Genomic DNA, 18,075 nt, shown 5'->3' with positions numbered 1-18,075 from the left:
GCCCTGCGGGGCGTTTTGAGAGGCGATTATGTCTAATCATGATCCGCTAACGCTAAAGTTGAGCCTGCGGGAAAAATGCGCCTATGGCGTGGGCGATTTCGGCTCAAATCTGATGCTGTGTATCGGTACGCTGTATCTACTGAAGTTTTATACCGATGAACTCGGGATGCCTGCATATTACGGTGGAATTATCTTTCTGGTGGCGAAATTCTTCACCGCTTTTACCGATATGCTCACCGGCGTATTGCTGGACTCACGCCGTAATATTGGCGCAAAAGGAAAGTTTCGGCCTTTTATTCTGTATGCGTCATTTCCAGTCGCTCTGGTTGCTACTGCGCAATTCTTTGCCACTCACTTTACTTTACCCGTTAAAACAGCCTTCGCGACGGTGCTGTTTATGTTGTTCGGTCTGTTCTACAGCCTGATGAACTGCTCATACGGCGCGATGGTACCCGCTATTACCAAAAATCCGCATGAGCGCGCCCAGCTCGCCGCATGGCGACAAGGCGGCGCTACCATTGGCCTTCTTCTTTGTACCGTAGGTTTTATGCCCATTCAGGCGCTGTTTACCCGTTCCCCTTCGCTGGGTTATCTGATTGCAGCAGTCATCTTTTCGGTCTGCGGGCTGTTCAGCATGTGGTGGTGCTTTAGCGGGGTAAAAGAACGGTATATCGAAACCGTACCTGACACGCATAAACCCAGCATATTGAAGTCCTTCTGCGCGATTTTTCGTAATCCGCCGCTGCTGGTGCTCTGCGTTGCCAATTTGTGCACGCTGGCCGCCTTTAATATCAAGCTGGCCATTCAGGTTTATTACACTCAGTACGTGCTGAACGATATTCATTTGTTGTCATGGATGGGTTTTTTCAGCATGGGCTGTATCCTGATTGGTGTTTTATTAGTACCTGCTGCGGTAAAACGCTTCGGGAAAAAACAGGTTTATCTTGGTGGTCTGATATTGTGGGCCGTTGGCGATATCCTGAATTTTATCTGGGGTGGAACGTCATTCCTGTTTGTTATTTTCTCTTGTATCGCCTTCTTCGGTACCGCTTTCGTCAACAGCCTGAACTGGGCGCTGGTTCCGGATACGGTTGACTACGGTGAATGGAAAACGGGTATTCGCGCTGAAGGCTCGGTGTATACGGGTTATACCTTTTCCCGCAAAATTTCCGCTGCGCTTGCTGGCTTTTTGCCAGGTATTATGCTGACGCAAATCGGTTATATCCCCAACATAGCTCAAAGTGACACCACGTTGCTTGGTTTGCGTCAGCTCATTTTTTTATGGCCTTGCGGTCTTGCCATTATCGCAGCACTAACGATGGGCTTTTTTTATAAGCTCAATGAACAACGTTTCGCTTTTATTATCGAGGAAATTGCCCAACGAAAGAAAACAGGTAATCAAATTGTCGCGACTAATAATAAACAAAGTATTTCTACTGTAAATAATTAAACGACGCTTGCCGCTTTATCCATCCCGATGGATGGCGGCTTCCCTATATTTGAAAAATGGATTTATTATGAAATCTCTGAATACTCTAGTGATATTAACTTCAGTAATATCCACCTCTGTTTTTGCTGGCGCTTATGTAGAAAACCGTGAGGCCTATAACCTGGCGTCTGACCAAATGGAGTTTATGCTGCGCGTCGGCTATAACTCCGATATGGGGGCCGGAATTATGTTGACCAATACCTATACGCTACAGCGTGATGATGAATTAAAGCACGGTTATAATGAGATTGAGGGCTGGTATCCATTATTTAAACCTACAGATAAATTAACCATCCAGCCTGGGGGGTTAATAAACGACAAAAGCATTGGTTCCGGCGGCGCCGTCTATCTGGATGTTAACTATAAATTTACCCCGTGGTTTAATCTTACGGTACGTAACCGATATAATCACAATAATTATAGTTCAACCGATTTGAATGGCGAACTGGATAATAATGACAGCTATGAAATCGGTAACTATTGGAATTTTATCATTACCGATAAATTTTCTTATACCTTTGAACCACACTATTTTTATAACGTTAATGATTTTAATAGTAGTAATGGTACGAAGCATCATTGGGAAATCACTAATACCTTCCGTTATCGTATCAATGAACACTGGTTGCCCTACTTTGAATTACGCTGGTTAGATCGTAACGTGGGCCCCTACCATAGAGAGCAAAACCAGATTCGTATCGGGGCGAAGTATTTCTTCTGATATTATTGCCTCTATTTTACGAATCAGCATCACAGCGGGTAGTTGTTCTGCCCGCTCATTCATCCTGAATCAGACTCCCGATATCCCGCCCCTAAGCGCCATGATAATATTCGCAAAGCGTTTTACCATATTCATGCTTATAGAGAAGGGAAACAAATGAATAAGCGATTTAATATTGATTGGGACAATGAATTAACCCAGGAACAGCTCATTAATTTGATTTTAACCGATGAAGATCTGCCAAAGCTTCGCTCACTGACCATTGGTAACTGGGGTGATTGTTGGGAAGACGAAACCTGCCAGCCTATTATTGATATGATTGTGGAGAACGCCTCCCGCTTTACTCACCTGGAATCACTGTTTATCGGTGATATGGAGAGCGAAGACTGCGAGATCTCCTGGATTAAACAAGGTGACTATTCCAGGCTCTATGCGGCGTTACCCAATCTGAAAGAACTGATTATTAAAGGCGCGTCGGATCTGCGACTGGGCGCTATACATCATGAGAAACTGGAGCACCTGGAAATCATTTCCGGCGGCATCCCTTCTAACGTACTTGCCGAACTACAAAATGCGCAGCTCCCTGCATTAAAAACGCTGAAGCTCTTCCTGGGCGTAGAGGGATACGGTTTTGACGGTTCGCTGGATGACGTGATGGCGCTGGCATCGAAAGATCTTTTCCCTCAGCTCACCCATCTGGGGTTGATGAACAGCGAAGAGCAGGATGATATCGCCCGCCGGGTGCTGGAAAGTAATATCCTGCCGCAGCTTAACGTGCTGGAACTCTCATGCGGTACCTTAACGGACAACGGCGCAGAGGCGCTGCTGGAGCATAAAGACCGAATTGCGCATCTGGAAACACTCGATCTCCACCACCACTATTTGACGCCGGAGATGCAGGAAAAGCTAAAAGCCACACTGCCGATAAACCTGAATCTTTCAGAAGCTCTGGAGCCTGATGATTACGATGGCGATATTTATATGAATGCGATGTACACCGAGTGATTGAGTAGGGGAATGTGCACATTCCCCTACTCAACGATAAAGGGATTTATTGTGATTACGCTCATTGGCCCCCATCAGAGCAAGCGCACGCATTATTTTATGCAGGCTGCCGCCGTACTTGGGGAACCCGTCACGGCGCTGACTCATCCGCAAGCGCTGGACGCTTCGCTGACCTCTGGCATCGTTAAAATCGACCCGCCAGTACACAGTGAAACAGACATCCGCAAAATAAACGCGATCGGTCTGGACTATATCCATTTTTTGCAGAACATGGCGGCGCGTCCTGGCGTCACCTGGCTTAACCATCCGGCGGGCCTCATTCACCTGTTGGATAAAAAACGCTGCAAGCGGCGCTTACTGGAACACGGCATCCCCACGCCGCCGTTGGTAGCGGAAGACGTAAAAAGTTTTGCACAGCTCACCGCCATCATGGAGGAAAAAAGGGTCGCCAGCGTGTTCATTAAGCCCTCGCTGGGTTCTGGCGCGGCGGGCGTTATCGCTTTGCGCCGCCACCCTGATGGCATAAAGCAGGTGCTTTACAGCGCGATTGTCATATCAGGACAACAGCTATTTAACAGCAAAAAAATCCAACAGTATCGTCAGAAAGAAGATATCCAGCTCATTATTAATGGCGTTCTTCAGCAGGAAAACCTCGTCGAACAGTGGCTGCCCAAAGCCAGCGTAAAGCATAAAACCTATGATTTACGCATCGTCTGCCTGGATGGCGAAATTATCTGGCGAGTGGTCAGAACCTCCTCGCAGCCCATTACTAACTTACATCTGCAAAACCAGGCTTACTGCTTCGAAAGTCTGGAGTTATCTGCCGCAAAAGTGACTGAGATCGATACGCTCTGTCAAAATGCCATGCGACTTTTCCCTGGCATTCGCTTAGCGGGTATTGATGTTTTACTTACCACCAGCCTGACGCCGTATATTATTGAAATTAATGGCCAGGGTGATTTGATTTATCAGGATGCGCAGCAGAATAATCTAATTTATCAGGCGCAAATCCGGGCCATGAGGAAGCAAAATGTATAATTCAATGGATGAAGTCCCCGTCTCGCTGCACGCGTCGATTGACACAGGCGATGGCGAATTCGATATGAATGCGCTAATTAGTAATAACGCTCATATTCTTTTTATTGTGCTGGACTCGTTACGCTACGACATTGCGCTTCAGGAACAAACCGCCGGAAATACGCCCAACCTTAATCATTATGGACAATGGACGAAATGCGAAGCGGCCGGTAATTTTACCTGGCCTTCGCATCACGCCATGTTTTCAGGTTTTATGCCAAAACCTATTGATGATACCGTTAATCAGACCATGCTGTTTTTCCCAAAAGATATCGGACTTGGTCGTAAAGGCCCGAAAAATGCATTTGCCTTTGATGACGCAACATGGATAAAAAGTCTGGAAAATAAAGGCTACCAGACCATCTGTATTGGCGGCGTCTCTTTCTTTAATAACCGCTCCGGCATGGGAAAAGTGTTCCCGTCGATGTTTAAAGAGAGTTACTGGCATCCACGCTTTGCCTGTACGGTTAAAGAGAGTATGGATAACCAGATCCATTATATCCAGAAAATCATGGCCGAGCGTGCTGGCAGCCAACCGGTCATGATGTATATCAATATCGACACGATTCATTACCCTAACCATTTTTACGTTGAGGGCGCGGCCCCTGGCGATACCGTTGAGACCCATGCCGCCGCGCTACGCTATATCGACGCCCGCATCGACGGATTACTGAACATTTTCCGCCAAACTGGCGGCGAAACGTTCGTTATTGTCTGTTCCGATCACGGTACCTGCTATGGCGAAGACGGGAAATATTTCCATAGTTTTAATCATCCGATCGTTAATACCGTTCCCTATATGCATTTCTTGCTGAGCTGTAATCATTAATATGAATAACAATGATATTTATCGTCAGTATATGTACAGTTATCCGCATAAGACGGCTTATCGGGAGCTGGAGAACGTCAGCTTTAGCGAAGTAAAACCGCGCATTTACGAGCACGACACACATCTGTATGTTCATATGCCCTTTTGTCAAAGTCGCTGCGGGTTCTGTAATTTATTTACCTGCACTGGCGCAGATAATACGTTCATTGATAGCTATATCGACGCGATTATTACCCAGGGCCGACAAATGGCGCTGGCGCCCGCCCACTGGGCAAGCTTTACCGTAGGCGGCGGCACACCTCTGCTATTAAATATTGCGCAATTAGAGAAGTTATTTTTTTCCGTCTTTGATGTGCTCAATGTTGACTGGAATATTTATAAAACGATTGAAACTTCCCCTACGGATACCACAGCAGAAAAAGTAGCGCTATTAAACGCCTTTTCCGTTAATCGCGTCAGTATTGGCGTACAAAGTTTTCATGATAGCGAGTTACATACGCTGCACCGCCGCCACAATGCCGCCAGCGCGCACCAGGCGCTGGAATGGCTAAAGGCGGGTCATTTTCCATCACTCAATATTGATATTATTTATGGCATTCCCGGACAGACTCACGCAAGCCTGACGGAATCATTACATCAGGCGCTCGTTTATCAACCGGAAGAGCTGTTTCTTTATCCGCTTTATAATATGCCTCGCCAGGAAAATATGCATAGCTACTACGTTTTAGCCCGCGATCTTTTACGCAACGCGGGCTACACCCAAACGTCCATGCGCCGTTTCGTCCTTAATCCAGCGCCATCCGCCGCGGCGGAAAGCTGCGGATTTGAAAACTCACTGGCGCTCGGCGCGGGCGGCAGAAGTTATCTTGGCAATCTGCATTACTGTTCACCGTGGTCGTCGAACCTGCAAACATCACGAAAAATCATTCAGGCGTTTATCGACAGCCCGGATAAAACCGTCATTAATCACGGTTATCTGCTTCCCCCTGATGAAATGAAACGCCGCTTTATCATTAAAAATCTATTTTTCTGGCAGGGACTTTCTCTTAGCGATTATCAGCAATATTTTGCCAGCGATGCGCTAAGGGATTTCCCCGACCTTGAACGCTTCATACGGCAGGGTTACTGCTATCAGAATGGCAGTCGCCTCCGGCTAACGGAGACCGGTATGGCATTATCCGATTGCCTTGCTCCTGTGTTCGTTTCGCCTGAGGTGATGCTACGGGAGAATCGGCAGAGATGAGCGCCCCCGCCCTGCGCGATATTCACACGCTGTTTTATCGCGGCTATCTTAAATCGTGTAATTATCATTGCGGCTATTGCCCGTTCCATAAACACGCCCGTAACGATAAAAAACGCGACGAAGCCGCGCTATGGCGCATGGTTGACCATTTGCCTCTTTTAGGTACGCCGTTGAATGTGATGATTACGCCTTATGGCGAGGCGCTACGCTTGCGTTATTACATGGCGGCGCTGGCAGAAATTAGCCGCTATCCTCATGTTCAGGCGGTCGGCATACAAACTAACGCCTCTTTTTCGTTAATGTCATTGCTGGAATCATTTCGTGCTGGCGGCGGAGATATCTCAAAGCTTCGGTTATGGTGTTCTTTTCATCCCTCACAAATTACCGCTGAGCGCTTTCTCCAGCAGTGTTTAGCGCTCTCTGCCGCCGGAATAACCTGGTGCGCGGGGGCTGTCGCCAGTATGAAAGATATCGACCAGTTTCGTTGGCTCCGCCAGCAGTTGCCTGACCAGAATTATTTTTGGTTTAACGCCAACGAGTGTGCCAATACCCGGCATACCGTTGAGGAAACCATCGCCTTCGGCGAACTCGATCCGCTGTATGTGATTGAAACGCAGCAGTGGCCAGCGCAGCTGGATATCTGTACCGCAGGAAGAAAAAGTATTTTTATGAATGCAGAAGGCGATCTTTTTGCTTGTCATATCAGCAAAATTAAAATGGGTAATTTATATCAACAACGGCTCAATTCTCCCGCCTGCCAGGCAAAGCAATGCCACTGTTTTCTCGCTTATCAGCACCGTCTCGATATTCCATTGCTGAATCACCTGGATGCCTCACGCTGTTTTAGGATCGGACGCTCATGCGATATCGTTTAATCGCTTTTGATCTTGATGGAACGCTGCTAAACCGTAATAAACAAATTCTGCCAGAGTCGCTAACCGCCATCCGTCAGATGCAGGACATGGGCTGCCGAATAATGCTTGTCACCGGCCGCTCTCATCGTGAAGCCTATGCGTATTATCAAACGCTGGCGCTCACCGAACCGATGATCTGTTGTAACGGAAGCTATATTTATCAACCGGCTCAACAGCAGATCCTTCACCCGCTGCCGCTGACGCACTTACAAACGGAAAAAATACTGGCGCGGGTATATCCGCTTAAACCGACAATTCGTGCTGATGATAAAATAATCTTTCAGGCTGATGAGCTAAGCAGTAGGGAGAATATCTGGCAAATCAGCATCGTTCATCGGCACATAAAACAACTACAAAATATTGCTGAGTTTATACAGCATGAATTACATCTAAGCTGTACCTGGTCCTGGCATCATCAACTGGATATTCTCCAGAAGGGGTGTAGCAAAGGACAAAGCCTCGCCAGATATGCACAGCAACAGCATATCGCAATGCGCGAAGTGATGGCGTTTGGCGATAATGATAACGATGCGGAAATGCTACGTTTAGCCGGATTGGGCGTCGCGATGGGGAATGCCAGCGCTCGGGCAAAGGTGTATGCGGATAGCGTCATTGGTCGGCATAATACGCCAGCGATTGCTGATTTTTTGGCAACCTTATCCCTTTCTCAACGTGAATAAAAAAACCCCGCCGAGCTTTCATTTCGGCAGGGTTTTTATCCGTAAGAGCGTTAATTACTCTTCTTTCTGACCACGGTTCGCACGGCGGCGATCGTTTTCCGTCAGGTGACGTTTACGGATACGGATAGAGGTTGGGGTGACTTCTACCAGTTCGTCGTCATCAATGAACTCCAGCGCTTGCTCAAGGCTCATTTTAATTGGCGGAACCAGAATCACCGCTTCATCCGTACCGGACGCACGCATGTTGGTCAGTTTCTTACCGGTCAGGCAGTTTACCGTCAGGTCGTTGGAGCGACTGTGAATACCAATAATCTGGCCTTCATAAACTTCCGCGCCGTGACCCAGGAACAGCTTACCGCGATCCTGCAAACCGAACAGCGCAAACGCCACCGCTTTACCCTGACCGTTGGAGATCAGTACGCCGTTCTGACGCTGGCCCACTTCACCCGGACGAATATCGTCGTAATGGCTGAAGGTGGAGTACAGCAGACCCGTACCGGAAGTCATGGTCATGAATTCTGAACGGAAACCAATCAGCCCACGGCTTGGGATCACGTAGTCGAGACGTACGCGGCCTTTACCGTCCGGATTCATGTTTTTCAGGTCGCCTTTACGCTCGCCCAGCGCCTGCATGACAGACCCCTGGTGCTGCTCTTCGACGTCCAGCGTCACGTTTTCGTACGGCTCTTGTTTACGACCGTCGATTTCACGGAAGATAACTTTCGGACGGGAAACCGCCAGTTCGAAACCTTCACGACGCATATTTTCAATCAGCACGGACAGGTGCAGTTCGCCACGACCGGATACACGGAACGCATCCGCATCTTCGGTTTCTTCAACGCGCAGCGCCACGTTATGCACCAGCTCTTTGTTCAGACGGTCAAGAATCTGACGAGAAGTCACAAACTTACCTTCTTTACCGCAGAACGGCGAGGTGTTAACGCAGAAGAACATAGACACGGTCGGCTCATCAACGGACAGCGCCGGCAGCGCTTCAACGTTCTGCGGGTCGCAGATGGTGTCGGAAATGTTCAGCTCGCCCAGACCGGTGATCGCAATGATATCGCCCGCTTCGGCGATATTGCTGTCGATACGCTCCAGACCCAGATGCGTCAGCACTTTACCTACTTTCGCGTTACGGGTTTTCCCTTCACTATCGATGATAGTGACCTGCTGGTTCGGCTTCACTTTGCCGCGTTTGATACGGCCAATGCCGATAACGCCAACATAGTTGTTGTAGTCCAGCTGGGAGATCTGCATCTGCAACGGACCATCGAGGTCAACGTCCGGCGCCGGAACATGATCAACAATCGCCTGATATAGCGGGGTCATGTCTTCCGCCATATCTTCGTGGTCCAGACCCGCGATACCGTTCAGCGCCGAAGCGTAGATGATCGGGAAGTCCAGCTGTTCGTCGGTCGCGTCGAGGTTAACAAACAGGTCGAATACCTGGTCAACAACCCAGTCAGGGCGCGCGCCAGGACGGTCAACTTTGTTGATAACCACAATGGGTTTCAGGCCATGAGCAAAGGCTTTTTTGGTCACGAAGCGCGTTTGCGGCATCGGGCCGTCAAATGCGTCAACCACCAGCAGCACAGAGTCAACCATGGACATGACGCGCTCTACTTCACCACCGAAGTCAGCGTGCCCGGGAGTATCAACGATGTTGATACGGTAATCATTCCATTTAATAGCGGTGTTTTTAGCGAGGATAGTAATACCACGCTCTTTCTCCAAATCGTTGGAGTCCATCACTCGCTCTTGAGTTTCGGCACGCGCGTCGAACGTACCGGATTGCTGGAGCAGCTTATCAACCAGGGTAGTTTTACCATGGTCAACGTGCGCGATGATGGCGATGTTACGCAAATTTTCGATCACAACTTTGCCTCAGGCATTAGAAATAGCGCGTTATTGTACACGGATTAATCGCACTACAAAACAGGATCACAAACATCCTCCGCAAACAAGTATTGCAGAGTCTCTTTGTGATCGCTTTCACGGAGCGTTAAAAGGGTGGCTTGCGTTCTGTTGCACCAATGTGGTGCTTAATGTTCACATTAAAGCACTATTTTGGTGCAACATAGTCACCGTGGTGCAGCCCTTTTGCACGATGGTGCGCATGATAACGCCTTTTGGGGGCAATGTGAAAGTTGGCACAGATTTCGCTTTATATTTTTACGGCGACACGGCCAGCAGAATTGAAGATCTCGTTACCACGACGACCGACCATGACCAATCCGGGAGAGTACAAGTATGTCCGCTGAACACGTTTTGACGATGCTGAACGAGCACGAAGTGAAGTTTGTCGATCTGCGCTTCACCGATACCAAAGGCAAAGAACAGCACGTCACGATTCCTGCTCATCAGGTAAATGCCGAATTCTTTGAAGAAGGCAAAATGTTTGACGGCTCCTCTATCGGCGGCTGGAAAGGCATTAACGAATCCGACATGGTGCTGATGCCCGATGCGTCCACTGCGGTTATCGACCCGTTCTTCGCGGACTCCACCCTGATTATCCGTTGTGACATCCTGGAGCCTGGCACTCTGCAAGGTTATGACCGTGACCCACGTTCCATCGCAAAACGTGCGGAAGACTACCTGCGCGCGACCGGTATCGCCGATACCGTCCTGTTTGGGCCGGAACCTGAATTCTTCCTGTTCGACGACATCCGCTTCGGCGCATCTATCTCCGGCTCACATGTGGCGATTGACGATATTGAAGGCGCCTGGAACTCCTCTACCAAGTACGAAGGCGGCAACAAAGGCCATCGTCCGGGCGTGAAAGGCGGTTATTTCCCGGTTCCGCCAGTTGACTCCGCGCAGGATATCCGTTCTGAAATGTGTCTGGTCATGGAGCAGATGGGCCTGGTCGTTGAAGCGCACCACCACGAAGTAGCGACCGCAGGTCAGAACGAAGTGGCGACCCGCTTTAACACCATGACCAAAAAAGCCGACGAAATTCAGATTTACAAATATGTCGTGCATAACGTGGCTCACCGCTTCGGTAAGACCGCGACCTTTATGCCAAAACCGATGTTCGGCGATAACGGTTCCGGTATGCACTGCCACATGTCTCTGGCGAAGAACGGCACCAACCTGTTCTCTGGCGACAAATATGCCGGCCTGTCTGAACAAGCGCTGTACTACATCGGCGGCGTCATCAAACACGCCAAAGCCATCAACGCCCTGGCGAACCCGACCACCAACTCCTACAAGCGTCTGGTCCCGGGTTACGAAGCGCCGGTGATGCTGGCCTACTCCGCCCGTAACCGTTCCGCCTCCATCCGTATTCCGGTGGTGGCGTCTCCGAAAGCGCGCCGTATCGAAGTTCGCTTCCCGGACCCGGCGGCTAACCCGTATCTGTGCTTTGCCGCCCTGCTGATGGCCGGTCTGGACGGGATTAAGAATAAGATTCACCCGGGCGAAGCCATGGACAAAAACCTGTATGACCTGCCGCCGGAAGAAGCGAAAGAGATCCCACAGGTAGCGGGTTCTCTGGAAGAAGCGCTGAACGCGCTGGACCTGGACCGCGAGTTCCTGAAAGCAGGCGGCGTGTTCACTGATGAAGCGATCGATGCGTATATTGCGCTGCGTCGCGAAGAAGATGACCGCGTGCGTATGACCCCGCACCCGGTAGAGTTTGAGCTGTACTACAGCGTTTAATCGTATATTAAAAATCCGACAAATTTCGCGTTGCTGCAAGGCAGCAACTGAGCACATCCCCAGGAGCATAGATAGCGATGTGACTGGGGTAAGCGAAGGCAGCCAACGCAGCAGCAGCGTGAAAGGCGTCAGGAGTTTTTGAGTTGCCGTGGAAACTTTCAGCCCATCCCAGGATGGGCTTTTTTCTCCACCAACAATCTGATCTCACGCGCTTTTTAGTGGTAAAAAGCTATAATGCACTAAAATGGTGCAACCTTTTCCAGGAGACTGCTGAATGGCAAGCGGCATACAGCCCGATGCTGGGCAGATCCTCAATTCGTTAATCAACAGCGTGCTGGTGGTCGACGACGCGCTGGCAATCCATTACGCCAATCCTGCCGCGCAGCAGTTGCTCGCGCAAAGCTCACGCAAACTGTTCGGGACGCCGTTACCTGAACTGTTGAGCTATTTTTCGTTAAACATTGACCTGATGCGCGAAAGTTTAGCGGCAGGGCAAGGCTTTACCGATAACGAAGTGACGCTGGTGATTGATAGTCGCTCGCATATTCTCTCTTTGACCGCCCAACGTCTGCCCGACGATTTTATACTGCTCGAAATGGCGCCGATGGATAACCAGCGTCGTCTGAGTCAGGAGCAGTTGCAGCACGCGCAGCAAATCGCCGCCCGCGATCTGGTGCGCGGTCTGGCGCACGAAATCAAAAATCCGCTCGGCGGCCTGCGCGGCGCGGCGCAGCTACTCAGCAAGGCGCTGCCCGACCCGGCGCTAACGGAATATACCAAAGTCATCATTGAACAGGCCGACAGGCTACGCAACCTTGTCGATCGTTTGCTGGGGCCGCAGCACCCGGGAATGCACATTACCGAGAGCATACATAAAGTCGCGGAGCGCGTGGTGGCGCTGGTGTCGATGGAACTGCCGGATAATGTCCGGCTTATCCGCGATTATGACCCCAGTTTGCCAGAACTGCCGCACGACCCGGAACAAATTGAGCAAGTACTGCTGAATATTGTCCGCAATGCCTTGCAGGCGCTGGGGCCGGAAGGCGGCGAAATTACGCTGCGTACCCGTACCGCCTTCCAGTTAACGCTGCATGGCGAACGCTATCGCCTGGCGGCGCGTATAGACGTTGAAGACAATGGGCCGGGCATTCCTCCCCATTTACAGGATACGCTGTTCTACCCGATGGTCAGCGGTCGCGAAGGCGGCACCGGGCTTGGGTTATCTATCGCCCGCAATCTTATCGATCAACACGCCGGCAAAATTGAATTTACCAGTTGGCCGGGGCATACCGAGTTTTCGGTTTACCTGCCGATTCGGAAATAGAGGTGTTTATGCAACGAGGAATAGTCTGGGTCGTCGATGATGATAGTTCCATCCGTTGGGTGCTTGAGCGTGCTCTCGCCGGGGCAGGGTTGACCTGTACCACCTTTGAGAATGGTAATGAAGTACTGGCTGCGCTGGCCAGTAAAACGCCGGACGTCTTGCTGTCGGATATCCGAATGCCGGGAATGGACGGGCTGGCGCTATTAAAGCAGATTAAACAGCGTCACCCGATGCTTCCGGTCATCATTATGACCGCGCATTCCGATTTAGATGCCGCCGTGAGCGCCTATCAGCAGGGGGCGTTTGATTATCTGCCTAAACCGTTTGATATTGATGAAGCCGTCGCTCTGGTCGAGCGCGCGATTAGCCACTATCAGGAGCAGCAACAGCCGCGTAATATCGAGGTTAACGGCCCGACAACAGACATGATAGGCGAAGCGCCCGCCATGCAGGATGTGTTTCGCATTATTGGTCGGCTGTCGCGTTCTTCGATTAGCGTGCTGATTAACGGCGAATCAGGGACCGGTAAAGAACTGGTCGCCCATGCGCTTCACCGCCATAGCCCACGCGCCAAAGCGCCGTTTATCGCACTCAATATGGCGGCCATCCCGAAAGATTTGATTGAATCCGAACTGTTTGGCCATGAGAAAGGCGCTTTTACCGGGGCGAATACCATCCGGCAGGGCCGTTTCGAGCAGGCTGACGGCGGCACGCTGTTTCTGGACGAAATTGGCGATATGCCGCTGGATGTCCAGACTCGTCTGTTACGCGTGCTGGCTGACGGACAGTTCTACCGCGTGGGCGGGTACGCGCCGGTAAAAGTCGATGTGCGCATTATCGCCGCCACCCACCAGAACCTCGAACGACGCGTTCAGGAAGGGAAATTCCGCGAAGACCTGTTCCACCGCCTGAACGTGATTCGTATCCATCTTCCGCCGTTGCGTGAACGCCGTGAGGATATTCCGCGCCTGGCGCGCCATTTTTTGCAGGTCGCCGCCCGTGAATTAGGCGTGGAAGCCAAATTATTACATCCGGAAACCGAAACGGCGTTAACGCGCCTGGCATGGCCTGGTAACGTGCGTCAGTTAGAAAATACCTGCCGCTGGCTCACCGTCATGGCCGCCGGACAGGAGGTATTGATCCAGGATTTACCGGGCGAACTGTTTGAAGCCTCGACGCCGGATAGCCCGTCCCACCTGCCGCCGGATAGCTGGGCTACATTACTGGCACAATGGGCGGACCGCGCCTTGCGATCCGGTCATCAAAACCTGCTTTCTGAAGCGCAGCCAGAACTGGAGAGAACGCTACTGACCACGGCATTACGCCATACGCAGGGTCATAAACAGGAAGCCGCCAGGCTGCTCGGTTGGGGGCGAAACACCCTAACGCGGAAGTTGAAAGAGCTGGGAATGGAGTAAACATTACCCGCGAGTGTAAAGATTAATAATTGAGCGCAAAACGCTGCTATTTTGCGCTTTACTGTTCCGATGAGTTCAGTATGATCATGCCCGGCAAACGGGGGGATTCATTATGTTAGAATCTATTATTAATCTGGTATCGAGTGGAGCGGTCGACAGCCACACGCCACAAACTGCGCTAGCCGCCGTGTTGTGTGCCGCGCTGGTGGGACTGTTCAGCTGACAATGTGCCGGATGGCGCTAATGCTTATCCGGCCTACAGGTTGTCGCAACGTGTAGGCCTGGTAAGCGCAGCGCCACCGGGCAACCCGGCTAAATGACGCGCGAGAACTGCTGCATCCGCGCTTTCTGGCGCAGATACGCGTCAAAGCACATGCAGATATTGCGGATCAGCAAACGACCTTTCGCCGTCACCTGAATTCCCTTCTCGCTAATATCCACCAGCCCATCTTTCGCCAGCGGCGACAGTAACTGCAAATCTTCGGCAAAATACTCAGCGAAATGCAAACCCCACTGCTGTTCGACAGCGTTAAAATCCAGGCGGAAGTTACAAATCAGCGCCTTGATAACATCGCGACGAATGCAATCATCACGGGTCAGCGTAATACCACGCCATAGCGCATTGCCCCGCTCATCCACTTGCTGGTAATAACGCTTCAGCTCTTTCTGGTTCTGCATGTAGCCATCGCCAATCATGCTGATAGCAGAAACCCCCATCCCCAGCAGATCGGTATCGCCCTGGGTCGTATAGCCCTGAAAATTACGGTGCAACACGCCTTCGCGCTGCGCGACGGCCAGTTCGTCGTCCGGACGGGCAAAATGGTCCATCCCGATAAACTGATAACCAGCCTGGGTAAGCGATACGATCGTCTCCTGCAAAATATCCAGTTTCTGCTGCGCGCTGGGTAAATCAGCATCTTTAATTTTACGCTGGGCGGCAAAAAGCGTTGGCAGATGCGCATAGTTAAAGACGCTCAAACGATCGGGGTTCAGTTCCGTCACACGCTTCAGCGTGAAAGCGAAGCTTTCTGGCGTCTGTTTCGGTAGACCGTAGATCAAATCGATATTGGTCGAGGTAAAGCCGATATCGCGGGCGTGATTAAGCAGCGCAAAGATGAATTCTTCATCCTGCTCGCGGTTAACCAGGCGCTGCACCTCTTTATTAAAGTCCTGCACGCCCATACTCAGGCGGTTAAAACCTTCCGCACGTAAATGATCGAGCACATCCAGCTCAATTTCACGGGGATCGACTTCGATCGAGATTTCCGCGTCGGTATTAAAGTGGAAATTTTCACGCAACAGCGTCATTAAGCGGCTGATTTGCGCTTTATTCAGGTAAGTAGGCGTACCGCCGCCCCAGTGAAGCTGGCTGACATGACGGTCTGCAAACAGCGGCGCGCGATGACGAATTTCCTGCTCAAGCGCGTCAAGATACTGGTCAGCTTTATGCTGTTGGCGGGTGACAATCTTGTTGCAGCCGCAGAAATAACACAACTTGTGACAAAACGGGATATGCACATACAGCGAGAGCGGACGTTCAGGATAACGCGCCACAGCCTGCAAGAATGCGGCGTCCTCGAAGTCTTCAGAAAACTCCAGCGCGGTTGGGTACGAGGTATATCGTGGCCCGGAATAGTTATATTTCTGGATCAGGGCCAGATCCCAGTCTATTTGCTGTTCAGACATGCTCACTCCTTCCGATGGCGTCTCTGGCGGGTACGGCGTACCGGCTTCACGCCATGACGGGCGGCAAGCCGGCTGCGCAGCCATTTCTGTCGCCGCGACAATCGCTGTAGTTTAACGAATAACCACACCAGATAACATATAACCGGAAGGGTTATAAGCAGGACGGGCAAGCCCACGGTGTAAACCCGTTAGTTGCCGCCTCTTAGCAGGCGCATCATATCTTCCTGCTTCTCGTCCTCTTCGTCGTCTTCTTCGTCGTCATCGTAAGACAGACCAAGCTTCTGCATCAGTTCATCAATACGATCCAGTTTGGCATCTACCCAGGCTTGATCTTCCGCACTCAGGGTTTCGCCCGCTTCCAGACGTTCTAACAGCGCATCCAGGCGCTCATCCGTTTCCAGTAAATCCAACTCCGCCTGCGGTGAAAGCATAGGTTTCTCACTTTTCGGTTTATGCTGTTGGGTCACTTTTTCAGTCACGCCCAATGGAACAGGTGTTTTACTGCCAATACGTGGATCTTTTTGTTGATTCTGATTGCCGCCGCCCGAAGCGGAATTGCCGCCCGCCGCGCGACTTCCCGGCGCATGACCGCGATGTTTTTTCAGGCGTTTACGGTCGCGCGCCTCCTGGTTTAACTCTTCACGCGTTTTACGACGCTGTTTGCCAAAGGCTTTACTGCGCGGTGCAGAGGTTGGTTTTTTCATGATGTCAGATCTTTAAGCCGTTTTATTCAGTATAGAATTGAGGCGGAATCTAGCAGAAAGCAAGCAAAGAAAAAAGGCGACAGAGTAATCTGCCGCCTTTTTTCTTGACTCACGACCCTTAACGGGTTCCACCATCCCTGTTGGCTATCAACACGCCCTGTTTTTCCCTTAGCCTGGAACATTCCATGTTGTTTCCATTTCCTTTTACTAACGTCTCCGGACGTTTGTCTTCCTGACAATCCTGTGTCTTCGCCTCCTGGCGCTCCTGACCCTCATCCTGAGTCGTTGATCCTGTTAGCGTCCTCGCTATGTGCATTACTTTACTCTTTTGGGGTAAACTCACAAGATACCGACACGGCAAATCCCTTTTTTTCAGACAATTACCTTTCTATAAATTCATGATTTAACTATATTAACTGGCTTTGAGCCTGACAACGACTCTGTCATGTCGCATAAGTGCAATGGTCAATGTCTCACAAAGCGTATGGCTTTTACTTACAGCACCGATGCGCCGAAAAATCCGTCTTTTGCTGGCGTTCAGGTATAATCGCCACAATGCTTTGACTGACGGAGACGACCGCTTTGACTAACCTGAATTATCAACAGACGCATTTTGTGATGAGTGCGCCTGATATTCGCCATTTACCTTCCGATTGCGGAATTGAAGTGGCTTTTGCTGGCCGTTCCAATGCAGGCAAATCCAGCGCCCTGAACACGTTGACCAACCAAAAAAGCCTGGCGCGCACCTCTAAAACGCCGGGCCGTACCCAATTGATTAACCTGTTTGAAGTCGTAGATGGCAAACGGTTGGTCGACCTGCCGGGCTATGGCTACGCGGAAGTCCCGGAAGAGATGAAACGCAAGTGGCAACGCGCGCTGGGGGAATATCTGGAGAAACGTCAAAGCCTACAGGGCTTAGTCGTTTTAATGGATATCCGCCATCCGTTGAAAGACCTCGACCAACAGATGATCCAGTGGGCTGTAGAGAGCAATATCCAGGTTCTGGTTCTGCTGACCAAAGCGGACAAACTGGCCAGCGGCGCGCGCAAGGCGCAGTTGAATATGGTACGTGAAGCCGTGCTGGCTTTTAATGGCGATGTGCAGGTAGAAGCGTTTTCCTCGCTGAAAAAGCAGGGCGTGGATAAGTTACGTCAGAAGCTGGATAGCTGGTTTAGTGAACTGGCACCGGTCGAAGAGATTCAGGACGGGGAATAATCACCCGCTATGCCGGATGGCGCCGCTGCGCGTCTTATCCGGCCTACGGTGTGAGCGAAACTTTTCTTGCGCACAATAAAAAACGCCCCAGTCATAAACTGACTGGG

At 50.7% G+C, this 18,075-nt stretch carries 17 protein-coding genes and 25 other annotated features; of the genes, 13 read left to right on the top strand and 4 right to left on the bottom strand.

Annotation, left to right across the window (positions count from 1 at the left end):
- The first annotated feature begins 19 nt into the window (after positions 1-19).
- Positions 20-25: a ribosome-binding site (putative RBS for yihO; RegulonDB:STMS1H003947), on the top strand.
- The 8 genes from yihO (at position 20) to STM4010 (ending at position 7,958) form a co-directional block, all read left to right on the top strand.
- The gene (yihO, locus tag STM4017; RefSeq protein ID NP_462897.1) for a putative GPH family transport protein occupies positions 20-1,450 on the top strand. Within the gene, positions 29-1,450 belong to an annotated coding region; the region does not span the whole gene. Its footprint overlaps the feature before it by 6 nt.
- 56 nt (positions 1,451-1,506) lie before the next feature.
- Positions 1,507-1,512, top strand: a ribosome-binding site (putative RBS for yshA; RegulonDB:STMS1H003946).
- Positions 1,507-2,210, top strand: a protein-coding gene (gene yshA, locus STM4016; RefSeq protein ID NP_462896.1) for a putative outer membrane protein. Within the gene, positions 1,518-2,210 belong to an annotated coding region; the region does not span the whole gene. Its footprint overlaps the feature before it by 6 nt.
- 151 nt (positions 2,211-2,361) lie before the next feature.
- Positions 2,362-2,367: a ribosome-binding site (putative RBS for STM4015; RegulonDB:STMS1H003945), on the top strand.
- The gene (locus STM4015; protein ID NP_462895.1) for a putative cytoplasmic protein occupies positions 2,362-3,215 on the top strand. Within the gene, positions 2,367-3,215 belong to an annotated coding region; the region does not span the whole gene. Its footprint overlaps the feature before it by 6 nt.
- Positions 3,216-3,222: 7 nt before the next feature.
- Positions 3,223-3,228: a ribosome-binding site (putative RBS for STM4014; RegulonDB:STMS1H003944), on the top strand.
- The gene (locus STM4014) for a putative periplasmic protein (protein NP_462894.3) occupies positions 3,223-4,253 on the top strand. Within the gene, positions 3,228-4,253 belong to an annotated coding region; the region does not span the whole gene. (Overlaps the previous feature by 6 nt.)
- Positions 4,239-4,244 (top strand) — a ribosome-binding site (putative RBS for STM4013; RegulonDB:STMS1H003943). It overlaps the preceding gene by 6 nt.
- Positions 4,239-5,121 (top strand): putative membrane-associated metal-dependent hydrolase gene (locus tag STM4013; RefSeq protein ID NP_462893.3). Within the gene, positions 4,246-5,121 belong to an annotated coding region; the region does not span the whole gene. The genes STM4014 and STM4013 overlap by 15 nt, the downstream gene beginning before the upstream one ends.
- 1 nt (position 5,122) lies before the next feature.
- A complete protein-coding gene (locus tag STM4012; RefSeq protein ID NP_462892.1) occupies positions 5,123-6,364 on the top strand; it encodes a putative coproporphyrinogen III oxidase and related FeS oxidoreductase in 1,242 nt (413 codons plus the stop codon).
- Positions 6,357-6,362, top strand: a ribosome-binding site (putative RBS for STM4011; RegulonDB:STMS1H003942). It overlaps the preceding gene by 6 nt.
- The gene (locus tag STM4011) for a putative inner membrane protein (protein ID NP_462891.1) occupies positions 6,357-7,239 on the top strand. Within the gene, positions 6,361-7,239 belong to an annotated coding region; the region does not span the whole gene. The genes STM4012 and STM4011 overlap by 8 nt, the downstream gene beginning before the upstream one ends.
- Positions 7,218-7,223, top strand: a ribosome-binding site (putative RBS for STM4010; RegulonDB:STMS1H003941). (Overlaps the previous gene by 6 nt.)
- The gene (locus STM4010; RefSeq protein NP_462890.1) for a putative hydrolase occupies positions 7,218-7,958 on the top strand. Within the gene, positions 7,224-7,958 belong to an annotated coding region; the region does not span the whole gene. Before STM4011 ends, STM4010 begins: the two co-directional genes overlap by 22 nt.
- Positions 7,959-8,012: 54 nt before the next feature.
- Here STM4010 and typA read toward each other — a convergent pair.
- Positions 8,013-9,847, bottom strand: a protein-coding gene (gene typA, locus STM4009) for a GTP-binding elongation factor family protein (RefSeq protein ID NP_462889.1). Within the gene, positions 8,013-9,836 belong to an annotated coding region; the region does not span the whole gene.
- Positions 9,801-9,806 (top strand) — a ribosome-binding site (putative RBS for STM4008; RegulonDB:STMS1H003939). (Overlaps the previous gene by 6 nt.)
- Here typA and STM4008 point away from each other — a divergent pair.
- The 4 genes from STM4008 (at position 9,801) to glnG (ending at position 14,363) form a co-directional block, all read left to right on the top strand.
- Positions 9,801-10,233, top strand: a protein-coding gene (locus STM4008; protein NP_453298.1) for a putative cytoplasmic protein. Within the gene, positions 9,805-10,233 belong to an annotated coding region; the region does not span the whole gene. The genes typA and STM4008 overlap by 47 nt on opposite strands.
- Positions 9,842-9,847, bottom strand: a ribosome-binding site (putative RBS for typA; RegulonDB:STMS1H003940). (Overlaps the previous gene by 6 nt.)
- Positions 9,943-9,963: a protein binding site (putative binding site for CRP, RegulonDB: STMS1H000102), on the top strand.
- Positions 9,988-10,004, top strand: a protein binding site (putative binding site for NR(I), RegulonDB: STMS1H000296).
- Positions 9,990-10,006: a protein binding site (putative binding site for NR(I), RegulonDB: STMS1H000298), on the top strand. (Overlaps the previous feature by 15 nt.)
- Positions 10,022-10,038 (top strand) — a protein binding site (putative binding site for NR(I), RegulonDB: STMS1H000299).
- Positions 10,070-10,076: a protein binding site (putative binding site for NR(I), RegulonDB: STMS1H000293), on the top strand.
- Positions 10,123-10,131 (top strand) — a -35 signal (putative -35_signal for glnA; RegulonDB:STMLTH004639).
- The gene (gene glnA / locus STM4007; RefSeq protein NP_462887.1) for a glutamine synthetase occupies positions 10,123-11,621 on the top strand. Within the gene, positions 10,212-11,621 belong to an annotated coding region; the region does not span the whole gene. Before STM4008 ends, glnA begins: the two co-directional genes overlap by 111 nt.
- Positions 10,142-10,150, top strand: a -10 signal (putative -10_signal for glnA; RegulonDB:STMLTH004639). Its footprint overlaps the gene before it by 9 nt.
- Positions 10,196-10,201 (top strand) — a ribosome-binding site (putative RBS for glnA; RegulonDB:STMS1H003938).
- Before the next feature lie 201 nt (positions 11,622-11,822).
- Positions 11,823-11,831, top strand: a -35 signal (putative -35_signal for glnL; RegulonDB:STMLTH004638).
- Positions 11,823-12,945 (top strand): sensory kinase (phosphatase) in two-component regulatory system with GlnG (nitrogen regulator II, NRII) gene (gene glnL / locus STM4006; protein ID NP_462886.1). Within the gene, positions 11,896-12,945 belong to an annotated coding region; the region does not span the whole gene. (Overlaps the previous feature by 9 nt.)
- Positions 11,842-11,850: a -10 signal (putative -10_signal for glnL; RegulonDB:STMLTH004638), on the top strand. (Overlaps the previous gene by 9 nt.)
- Positions 11,857-11,874, top strand: a protein binding site (putative binding site for NR(I), RegulonDB: STMS1H000292).
- Positions 11,882-11,887, top strand: a ribosome-binding site (putative RBS for glnL; RegulonDB:STMS1H003937).
- Positions 12,945-12,950: a ribosome-binding site (putative RBS for glnG; RegulonDB:STMS1H003936), on the top strand.
- Positions 12,945-14,363 (top strand): EBP family response regulator in two-component regulatory system with GlnL gene (glnG, locus tag STM4005; RefSeq protein NP_462885.1). Within the gene, positions 12,954-14,363 belong to an annotated coding region; the region does not span the whole gene. Its footprint overlaps the feature before it by 6 nt. The genes glnL and glnG overlap by 1 nt, the downstream gene beginning before the upstream one ends.
- 312 nt (positions 14,364-14,675) lie before the next feature.
- Here the strand turns inward: glnG and hemN are convergent.
- The 3 genes from hemN to STM4002 form a co-directional block, all read right to left on the bottom strand.
- Positions 14,676-16,060, bottom strand: a protein-coding gene (gene hemN, locus STM4004) for an O2-independent coproporphyrinogen III oxidase (protein ID NP_462884.1). Within the gene, positions 14,676-16,049 belong to an annotated coding region; the region does not span the whole gene.
- Positions 16,055-16,060, bottom strand: a ribosome-binding site (putative RBS for hemN; RegulonDB:STMS1H003935). It overlaps the preceding gene by 6 nt.
- 177 nt (positions 16,061-16,237) lie before the next feature.
- Positions 16,238-16,753 (bottom strand): putative cytoplasmic protein, encoded by a 516-nt coding sequence (yihI, locus tag STM4003; protein ID NP_462883.1) that lies wholly within the window; start codon positions 16,751-16,753, stop codon positions 16,238-16,240.
- Between the two features lie 118 nt (positions 16,754-16,871).
- The gene (locus tag STM4002; protein ID NP_462882.1) for a putative cytoplasmic protein occupies positions 16,872-17,099 on the bottom strand. Within the gene, positions 16,872-17,096 belong to an annotated coding region; the region does not span the whole gene.
- Positions 17,094-17,099: a ribosome-binding site (putative RBS for STM4002; RegulonDB:STMS1H003934), on the bottom strand. (Overlaps the previous gene by 6 nt.)
- Positions 17,100-17,320: 221 nt before the next feature.
- Positions 17,321-17,326, top strand: a ribosome-binding site (putative RBS for yihA; RegulonDB:STMS1H003933).
- On the opposite strand from STM4002, the gene yihA reads away from it, so the two are divergent.
- Positions 17,321-17,968 (top strand): putative GTPase involved in coordination of cell cycle gene (gene yihA / locus STM4001; RefSeq protein NP_462881.1). Within the gene, positions 17,336-17,968 belong to an annotated coding region; the region does not span the whole gene. (Overlaps the previous feature by 6 nt.)
- Positions 17,969-18,075: the final 107 nt, after the last annotated feature.

The organism is Salmonella enterica subsp. enterica serovar Typhimurium str. LT2 (assembly GCF_000006945.2).
GTDB lineage: Bacteria > Pseudomonadota > Gammaproteobacteria > Enterobacterales > Enterobacteriaceae > Salmonella > Salmonella enterica.
This window is presented reverse-complemented; position numbering and strand designations above follow the sequence as displayed.